Consider the following 3,154-nt stretch of genomic DNA (forward strand, 5'->3'; position numbering starts at 1 on the left):
TGCCAAAGCCTCTTCGCGCCGGCGTGCAGTCGATGGCGGGAACGCCCTGCTCCGACCATGCAAGATCGAGCGAGAAACCCCCGCAATCGGCCGGATTGATGCTCCACTCGATCTGCAGTCGTGCGCCCGAAAAACCCTTCGCAACGAAATCGGGACGCTGCCCCAGGTGCTGCGCACCGTCGTGAGCCGTGGCTGGTTGTCGCATCTGCCCGACATCTCCAGCCCTTATCGGGCTTCAAGCAAGGCGGAGCATCGGCCCTGGTTCAGTCCTGCGGAGTACAAGGACCTCTACAAGGCCACCGGGGCCTATGCCAAGGAGCCGTTCCATGCGCACTTTGCGTGGAACGCGCAGCAGGTACATGACTATGTCCTGTTCATGGCCAACACGGGTCTCGGGCCCGATGAGGCCTCCAACCTTGAGCACCGTGACGTCGAATCTCATCGACGATGAGACCGGACAAAAGATTTTGTTAATCGAGGTTCGCGGCAAGCGTGGGGTGGGATTTTGCAAAAGTATGCTCAATGCCGTGCGTCCCTATGAGCGGCTGCTCAATCGCCCCAAGCCTGCGCAAGGGGAAAGCCGCCGCGCGGCGCAGCGAAGGCGCTGGGTCGGAATTGATGCGGCGCCTGAAACGCCCGGAGTTGAACTGCCCAAGTCGACGGACAAGGTCTTTCCCGGCAATCATGTGAAGCTGTTCAACGGCGTGCTCGCCCGGGCCGAGCTCAAGCTGGATCGGGACGGCAAAGCCCGAACCGCGTACTCGCTACGCCATACCTATATCTGTTTGCGGCTCATGGAAGGCGCTGATGTCTACGCGGTCGCTCGAAACCGCCGCACAGCGTGGAGATGATCCAGAGCCACTATGCCGCCCACATCAAGAACATGATCAGCGCCGCTTCGGTGAATGTGCGCAAGGTCACGCCTAAGCGCCGCCGGAGCCTGTGTCCGTGGCATTCGAAGATGATGATCTGATGGACGTCTAGTCGCTCTTCAGCGCGGCACTCGCCGACGCGCCGGCGCATCCCCTTGCAAGGGCGCCTCGCAGCAGCGCCCTTGCGGCGCTGATGCGTGCACGAACGTGCTGTTCGGCTTCATCCGGCCATCAAATGGCATTTGGGCTGCTGTGCCCGGCTGAAGCAGCGGTTATCGTTCAAGGTTCAAGCGGTCAGGAATTCGAGGTACTATTCGCTTGTTCACGACATTCAGATCAACATCTGGTTGCTGACCGTTAACGGTTTGGTTCCGGCGGCTCACGACCCTTTATCGCCATTCAGCCGCCAATTTTCCGTTCCTAGGTGTGGTCCGTCCGCTAACCGGCAGGTCGCGTGCGAAACCGGACGTTCGCTCTGACTTCCGAGAACGACCGGATCGTCCCACGTCCCGCCTACCAACGATCCTTTTCGGTCACACAAACGCCGCTTTCCATTCCCCAGGTGCAGCCCGTCTGCTTTGTCGGTCACCAAGTAGGAATGGTACGATGTTGTCCGACAAACGCTACATACGCGGTTAGGGAGTCCACGATTTGCGTCCGTTAATTGCCGTCGGCATCGACCATGAACACGACGGGCTTGCCGCGCGATGCAGGATCCCATCCGGCCGACAGGGCTGCCCGCACGCCGCGCGAGGCAATCGCGTCGTTGATATGCAGACGCCCTTTCGGCAACCCTTTCAGCAGGCGCTTCGGAGCCGGAAATTCCAGCACCGCTTCGCGCGCCATGCCGTGCTGGCGCAGAGAAATCGTCATGCCCTTCCAGCCATCGGAAGAGGACAATTGGGGATCGCTGACGAGTTCCCAGTCATATTTGGACCCGTCGATTTCGACGGTGCCACCACGGCCATGTTTATGAAGCATGCCCGCCCTTAGCATGCCGGCGGTAGCACTCCACCCCGCATCCGTACGCCTAGTCGTCCAGCCAACCGCACAGCATCTCGCCCTGATGCCCTTCGGGCGCCAGCGCCGCGCGCGACGCTTCCAGCAGCGGCGGCAGCGCCTGCGTGAAAGCGTAGGGCGGATTGACGATAAAGAGGCCCGCGCCGTTATAGATGCCGGGCTGCTCGCTGTTGTACAGCCAATGCTCCACCACCAGAAATTTCGGGATGCCCAGCTTGCGGAGTTGCGCCTTCCACCGCTGGTGCGTGGCGCTGTCTTTCAGCGGATACCAGATCACCGTCACGCCATGCGCCCATTTGCGGTGGGCGGCGGCGAGGGTGGCGGTGATGCGCGCGCGTTCGTCCGTCTGCTCATAGGGCGGATCCACCACAACCACGCCGCGAGACGTCCGGGGCGGCACCATCGCCAGCCAGAGTTCGTAGGCGTCGCGTTCATGGATGGCCGCGCCGGAGCCGCGCATCGCGCCCCGCAGGGTGCTGGCGTCGTCCGGGTGCTTTTCGTTGAGGATCAGGGCGTCCTGCGGGCGCAGGAGCTGCGCCAGAAACTGCGGCGAACCAGGGTACAGGCGGGGTTCGTTCCCCGCATTTACCGCGCCCGTATTCACTGCCTGCACGGCGGCACGGTAGTCGTCAAGCAAGGGGTTCGCGTCGGCAAAGGCCCGCAGCACGCCCTGCGTCGCCTCGCCGGTGCGCTGCGCATCGTTACCGCCAAGGTCGTATAGCCCGCAGCCGGCATGGGTGTCGATCAGGGTCAGCGCGCCCGGCTTGTGCTGCAACGCGCGCACCAGTGCGATCAGGAGGCTGTGCTTTACGACATCGGCGCTGTTGCCGGCGTGGAAGGAATGGCGATAATTCATGGTGACTCGAAATCCAGACGGTCGGCCCTTAGACGAGCTGCTGAACCTTCTGCAAAGCGAAGTTATGATGGTGCTTTTCTTGTCAGGCGCGGAAGCGGAGCGCGACGCGATTGAAGCAACCATTCCGGCACCCGTATAGAGTCCTACATCGCATTTCGGCGCAAGGCTCAAAGCCTGCGTCAGCGATCGTCACTGGAGGTGGAGACCCGACCCCTATCGGTCGCTCCGGGTTCGAAGCTGGTTGCCCAAGTGCGGCTTGTCAGCTTTCCTTGTTGGGGCGCCTAACAGCGCGTTGACGAAGTCGGTGTGATCTGATTCAGCCTGGATACGGAAAGAAGGCGGTCAGCGACGATGGCGATGCGACGTGATGGTGATGTGCAGGCGGATCTGATCGTGTCGTGGTCAG

Annotated in this window: 3 protein-coding genes and 1 pseudogene; 2 read left to right on the forward strand and 2 right to left on the reverse strand. The window is 61.9% G+C overall.

Annotated features, from left to right (window positions below):
• A pseudogene (locus tag GR702_RS22210) lies at nucleotides 1–451 on the forward strand (hypothetical protein); the annotation flags it as partial.
• Complete coding sequence (locus GR702_RS22215; protein WP_202408432.1) at nucleotides 417–851, forward strand: site-specific integrase; 435 nt, start codon at nucleotides 417–419, stop codon at nucleotides 849–851. The pseudogene GR702_RS22210 and the gene GR702_RS22215, both read left to right, overlap by 35 nt.
• A 681-nt stretch (nucleotides 852–1,532) precedes the next feature.
• Here GR702_RS22215 and GR702_RS21855 read toward each other — a convergent pair.
• Nucleotides 1,533–1,853: a hypothetical protein gene (locus GR702_RS21855; protein WP_160987615.1), complete on the reverse strand. Its 321-nt coding sequence runs from the start codon at nucleotides 1,851–1,853 to the stop codon at nucleotides 1,533–1,535.
• A gap of 49 nt (nucleotides 1,854–1,902) precedes the next feature.
• Entirely contained in the window at nucleotides 1,903–2,748 is an 846-nt protein-coding gene (locus tag GR702_RS21860; protein ID WP_160987614.1) for a 23S rRNA (adenine(2030)-N(6))-methyltransferase RlmJ, read from the reverse strand.
• Between the last annotated feature and the right edge of the window lie 406 nt (nucleotides 2,749–3,154).

The sequence above is a fragment of the Novosphingobium silvae genome, from assembly GCF_009856825.1.
Taxonomy (GTDB): Bacteria; Pseudomonadota; Alphaproteobacteria; order Sphingomonadales; family Sphingomonadaceae; genus Novosphingobium; species Novosphingobium silvae.